The sequence below is a fragment of the Streptomyces sp. NPDC028991 genome, from assembly GCF_055564775.1.
Genome location: NZ_JBVHVP010000056.1, coordinates 1 through 6,063 on the forward strand (window position 1 = coordinate 1; position 6,063 = coordinate 6,063).

Annotated in this window: 3 protein-coding genes; 2 read left to right on the forward strand and 1 reads right to left on the reverse strand. The window is 66.7% G+C overall.

Annotation, left to right across the window (positions count from 1 at the left end; all coding sequences use genetic code 11):
• Together ACZ4V1_RS35710 and ACZ4V1_RS35715 are read left to right on the forward strand one after the other, a co-directional pair.
• On the forward strand, positions 1 to 601 hold a 601-nt coding region (locus ACZ4V1_RS35710), incomplete at its 5' end, for a transposase family protein (protein WP_468345300.1).
• 187 nt (positions 602 to 788) lie between these two features.
• Positions 789 to 2,834, forward strand: coding sequence for a hypothetical protein (locus tag ACZ4V1_RS35715; RefSeq protein ID WP_468345303.1), 2,046 nt, complete (start codon positions 789 to 791; stop codon positions 2,832 to 2,834).
• Positions 2,835 to 2,848: 14 nt separating this feature from the next.
• Here the strand turns inward: ACZ4V1_RS35715 and ACZ4V1_RS35720 are convergent, their stop codons facing one another.
• Complete coding sequence (locus tag ACZ4V1_RS35720) at positions 2,849 to 5,374, reverse strand: helicase associated domain-containing protein (protein ID WP_468345306.1); 2,526 nt, start codon at positions 5,372 to 5,374, stop codon at positions 2,849 to 2,851.
• Between the last annotated feature and the right edge of the window lie 689 nt (positions 5,375 to 6,063).

Genomic DNA, 6,063 nt, shown 5'->3' on the forward strand with positions numbered 1-6,063 from the left:
GGCCGGCCGCGACAAGCCGCTCAACGACCTCACGGATCTGCATGGTGGTCACTACGGCGACGTCGACACCGGGCTCCAGACGGACCGCGTCCAGCTGGCGGAAGCGATCCGGGTCGCGTCGACGAAGGCGTTCGTGATCCTTGACGGCACACTCCTGCCGATCGACCGCATCGCCGCGGACCGGCCCTTCTACTCCGGGAAACACAAGAAGCACGGGATGAACCTGCAGGTCCTCACGGATCCCTTCGGCCGACTGCTGTGGGCCTCGCCGGCCCTGCCCGGCGCCGTCCACGATGTCCGCGCGGCCCGCGAGCACGGCATCGTCGACGCCCTTGCCGCGGCCGACATCACGTGCTGGGCGGACAAGGCATACCGGGGTTCCGGCGGAAACGTCCGCACTCCCTACTGGGGCCGCTGGGAAACCCTCTCCGCCGGTCAGAAGGCCGTCAACCGGTCCCACGCGAAGATCCGCGCACTCGTCGAGCAGGCCATGGCCACCCTCAAAGCCTGGCGGCTCCTCCGCAGGCTCCGGTGCTCGACCACCCGCATCACCAGCCTCGTCCAGGCCGTCCTCGCCCTGCATCTGGCCAGCTCAGAGTGAGGATGGAAAGGGCTCCGTTTCTCACGGTGATCGTGTTACGAGCTCTATGCCCAGACCGTTGTCAGTGCGCCCGCGGAGAATCAGCGGATGGCCCTCGAACCGAGAGTGGCCGGGGAGTCCGAGATCCTCGCTGCTGCATTACGCGCGCATCTACCCGAGACCCGCTGTCGGCAGCGATAGCCCTGCGATGGAAAAGCGGCTGCTCTCACGCGGTTCGGCGGTGATACTGATGGTCATTCAAGTAAGTGGGGTAGCTGTGGCGGGTCTTGAGATAGCGGTGTCCTTCGAAACGCTGGTGTGTTCCAGCTGTGCCCGCGTTCGTCAGGCGGGAGACGCCTGCCCTTGTGGTGTTGAACCAGACAGTCAGGCCGACATAGACGCCCTCTTTCGTCGGCAAGCCGCAGCCAACGCCCTGGCTCTGCTTGATGAGGCACCTGCGCAGGACGGTTCACGTCCCTTCGGTGGCCCGGAAGAGGTGGGACAGTTTGCTGGTTGGGCAGAACAGTGGCTCGACGCCTTCTTCGAGGCCACGGCCGCTGTTGCTCTCAACACCCCGCAAGGGATGACGGACCTGCACCGGGAGGTACGGAGCCTGGTAACCGAACGGGCTCGGCTTGGTTCGGTAGCGCGTAGGCGTCCATGGCTACAGCTCATTGACGCAGCGCAAGATGGTGTCGGCCTGCTGTCCGATATGGCCCGATCATGTCTGTCTGCGCTCGCAGCCCGCACACCTACGGAAGCGGAACAGAGTGCGAACGATGCTCAGCGACACGTTGATGCCTTCGTCGAGCGATTCTCGTCTTGCACTGCAGTGCTACAACGAATGGACGGGTTCGTTCAGCAGACGACCCCTGCTGAGCAGGTCAGCCACCTGCTCGCGCAGGAGATGACGAGCCGTGCAGTCCATGACCTGCCCGAGCTTATGCAGCACACGGACGCTGAGATCGGCTCCCTCGTTGAAGTCATGCCGGCACCCAATTTTGGGGTCGGCCTTCAGTTCGCCCTGTACGAATCGGCTCTATCGGTCTGCGGAGACCCCCATCGATTCCGGCAAGTCGTCAAGGATGGCCACAGCGTTTTTGCACAGGACCCCACCCGACTAACGAGCCTTGCCACAGACCCCCACTTTCTACCTGACCTGAATGAAGCACTCCTGGACCTGTTCGATACCGGTGCCCAGGCCACCCGTGCGATGTACGGAGAAGCCACACTGGCCCGACAGACCGGCCGCACGCTGGTCTCATTGGCAACCAGCCTGGTGGAGGGTGCGGGGCAACTCGTCGCCTGCGCACTTCTGACGTGCAGCGGCCGCAAATCGCGGCCGTACACCAAACTGAGACAGGAGAACGCCACAACCCTTCTTCGGACGGTGGCTGAGACGCCTGATCTCGGCCCACTGATCAAGGGGTGCAACTGGAACCTGCGCACCGCAGAGGCACACCGCATGCTGCGCTACACCGATCGCGGCGTGCAGGGCGAGATCAGCAGCGGCGAGATATATCTGTCGTGGGAAGAGCTCGTCGACGAGATCATCCAAGCCAACGAAAGCACTCTGGGCTGTCTAGTAGCCCTCATACATGCGCTGAGCACACTCGACATAAAGGCTGTCGCAGACAATGCCTGGACCGATTTCGGCATCACCCAGCCTGAGTTCCTGCGCGCCGTACTGACCACGATGGGATACAGCGATGCCGTGCTTGAGGAAGAACGAGGCACTTGGACGGTGTCAGCGACCCCTGTAACGGACGTTGCCCCATCGACACTGGCCGTAGCGATCGGCGCCATGGTCCCCGACCAGATCACCACCCTGCGCCTCCATCTCCGCATGTCTGATGGCATGCACATGTTTTGGGGCCCCGTCGCACCTCTGCGGGCCTTCGCTGGCGGGCACGATGCTGATGGTGACTCCCACGCCATCGCATCAGTCCGTCTGTTGCGGACATGGACGTATGACGGCACACGCTGTCTCGACACAGCCGCGGTGCGCTTCTGGTTCGCCACTCAAGCTGGTACTGCCGTGGCAGCGGATCCTGCAGGGGCCATAGCCAGACTCCGGGCGTTGCGGGGCTTGGCGCGTGAGCTGGACGACCACGAGGCTGCCGAAGCCCTCACCGCTGCCATCCGCGCGGTAAGAGCAGCCGACAGTTTGGATCGCCAGTCTCAGGACTGTCTCGCCCGGTTGACTGACTGGCTCCGGAACCCAGGAACAGTTTCGTCTGAGTGCATGGGCTGATCCGATCGATTCGGCTATGTCCAGCGCATGGCGATGGCGGAGAGCTGTTCGATCCGGTCTGGTGTGAGGGTTGCGGCTCTGCTGCGCTGGTTGCCGATCCATGCCCCGAGCCGTAGTTCCCGTTCCTCCTGGTTCTCGCCGGCGACGATCCGCTCAACCCACTTTCTGGGTACGCGCAGGTGTCCCTCGCGTTCGTAGAACTGCTTGGCTGCGGCGTAGTTCATGGCCCATTTGTCGGCCTGGGTACGGCGCGGGGGCGGCTTCTCGTCCTCGGTGGCGGGTTCGATCCCGAGGACCTGTTCACACATCCACTGCTGCACGGTGGTGAGGTTGTCCCAGCCGTACCGGACGGAGCGTACCCACCGGCCGAGGTCTGCGCCCTGGTGCACGACGTCGCCCGCCTCGGTGGGCAGCGGGCGGCCGGCCTCCAAGTGGAGCCGGACCAGGTGGAAGGCCCGCTGCCACTCCACCGGCCAGGCCGGGCACCACGATGGGTCGATGTCGTCCAGCTGCTCGTGCCGCTCGTCCGACAGCGCCCCGGCGACGGAGCCCACGGGCAGTCCTTCGGCACGCCGCTGCTCGATCTCCTGTGCCTTGCGGGCGGCGGCCCTGGCGTTCTTCAGCCAGATGCCCACCCGGTAGCCCTGGAAGGTGGCGTCCAGCGGGGCAAGGAGGTGGCCCGCCTCGGCCGCCCACCCGCGCGCCGCCGCGAGACCTTCCTCCCACGCGACGTCGAAGTGGCTCCAGACCATGCCGAGCTTCTCCAGTTGAGCGACGCGGTCCTCGTCCATGTCGCCGCGGGCGTAGAACCGGCGGGCGTCGGCGATCCACTGCCCGAGCGGGAACCCGGCGAGGGAGGCCGGCCACTCCTCGCCTTCCGCCTCCTGGTCGTCGACGGCGGGCACGCGGAACGTGAACGGCACCTTCAAGTCTTCGTGCTTGCGGGCGTAGATGACGGCGGCCTCGATGCCGCGCCGCCAGTGGGCGTGTTCGGGGTTGAGGACGCGCAGGTTGATGAACGCGGCGAGTTGCGCAGGGTCGCGTGGGGTGGAGAACTTCAGCAGCTGGCGGGCGGGTGCCGACAGCCGGTCGCTTCGGTCGCTCCCGCCTCCCTCGCCCTCGCTGCCCGAGCGGCTCTGCACGCCCCGGACACGGCTCTGTGCCTGTTGCTCGGCGAGCTGTTCCACGACGCGGGCGTCGTGCGCGCGCAGCGCTTCCAGGAGCTTGGCCAGGCCGCCGTAGGCGCGGGAGGTGAGCATGTTGTCGGCCGTCTCGCCCGGACCGAGCAGGACCGGCACGACGAGGGAGGCGACCTTGCCCTCGCCGGGCTGCATCCGCAGCGCCCGGCCGACGGCCTGGACGAGGTCCGGCATGGAGCCGCGTACGTCGGCGAAGTACACCGAGTCGCAGTCCTTGATGTCGACGCCCTCACCGAGGACTTTCACTGAGCCGAGAAAGCTCTTCTCCACGACCATGCCGTCCGTGGCGATGCCGGTCGCGAACTCGCCCAGCACCCGGCGCCGGTGGTTGGGCTTGTGCTCGCCGCACAGCCAGTTGGCCCAGATCGTCTTCGGGTATGGCTCGGGGTCCTCGGCGTGCAGTTTCGCGGCGACGTCGGGGAGGCCGGCCGCGAAGGCCTCGGCTTCCTTCACCATGTGGTGGAAGACGAGTGTGCGCCGGAAGTTCTCCTCGGCCGACGCCTTCACCAGGGCGGTCTGGAGCGCGGCGAGACGGGCCCCGCGGATCTCGTCCGAGCGTCCTTCGGCGCCCAGGAGCTGCGCGGCCTGGAGCTGGGTGTCGGTGATGTCCACGCATACGACCTGGTAGGGGGCGCAGATGCCCCGGTCGATGGCCTCCGAGAGGGTCAGGGTGAACGCCCTGCTGCCGAAGGGCCCGTCGGGATCGTCGTCCATGCTCGCGACCAGCTCACCCGGGGCGCCGGCCTCGTTCTCGTCCCCGAGCTGCCACAGCCGCGGCGTGGCCGTCATGTAGAGACGGCGGAGCGACGGGATTTTCTGGTTGTCGTGGACGACAGCCCACGGCTTCCCGATCCGCCCCGATGTCCGGTGTGCCTCGTCCACGACGATCAGGTCCCAGGCCGCGAGGCCCGCGGCGTGCGCCCGTTCCAGCGTGCCCAGGCCGAGGCTGGCGTACGTGGCGTAGACGGTCACCTTCTTCAGGCCCCGGGTCCACTCCACCAGTTCGTCCACGTCCGTGGTGTTGGGGAAGGACACCTCCTCACCCCGCAGTGAGGACACCCCGATCATCGGCCCCCGGCGGCCCCCCTCACGCCACGCGGACTCGGTCTGCGCCAGCAGGTCCAGCGAGGGCACGAGCACCAGCACACGGCTCGCATGGAGCTTCTCCGTGCTGCGGACCGCCACCCGGCTCTTCCCGGACCCGGTCGCCATGATCACCTGTGTTCGAAGTCCTCGCTCGGGCACAAGTGATCTTGCAGGCAATTGGAGGGCGCGCACGACCGCGTCAATGGCTTCTCTCTGGGCTGCCTCACGCTGATCAGCGCGGTCTGTGCTCGACATATTCGCCTGCCTTCTCCTGGGGTGCCGTCCGGTCGATTCGAGCGGCGGGAAACGGGAAACCTGCATGCAGGGGAGCAGCAAGGACGGCGGATGAACTGACGTGGCCGACTGCCTTCTTTGCCTGATGGAGGACCGGAGACCTCCGTGGTGAGGTCTTGGCAACTGGTTGGATGTGCCCGAGCTGGTGCGCTATGAGTCCAGAGTCTATCCCAAGCTAAAAAATGAAGCACACTAACCCGATACTTCGCGACGCAACAGATACGGCGGACGATCGCTCCTGCTCAGACTGAAACACCACGGCGGTTCTGAACCTTGACTGACTCCCCGTCACCATCTCATCCCCTTACCGCCGACCGGGCCCCGCGCAGCGGGCCCGGCCAGGGTGGCGCGGAGCGCCACCCGGTGGAGCCGAAGGCTCTGCAGCTCCGGTAGCGCAGCGAACGGAGCCTCACTTTGCTTGCGCAGCAAGCAAAGCAGCGTCCCGCACACCTGGCTGGAGCGCAGCGGAGGCCGCCCCCCGGCCCGCAACGCGGGCCGTTTTCCCTGCGGTTGGTGGTGCGCGCGCAGCGCGCACCACCTGGCGGTGAGCGCAGCGAGCCGCATCCGCTCACGCGGAGCGTGAGCGGCCGGGGAGCGCAGCGAGCCGGTTCGCTGCTGCGGGCGCAGCCCGCAGGGGCCCGCTCCGCGGG

Coding starts and splice junctions, on each gene's coding strand:
- ACZ4V1_RS35720 (WP_468345306.1), bottom strand. CDS start 5,374: ATGTCGAGCACAGACCGCGCTGATCAGCGTGAGGCAGCCCAGAGAGAA.
- ACZ4V1_RS35715 (WP_468345303.1), top strand. CDS start 789: ATGGAAAAGCGGCTGCTCTCACGCGGTTCGGCGGTGATACTGATGGTC.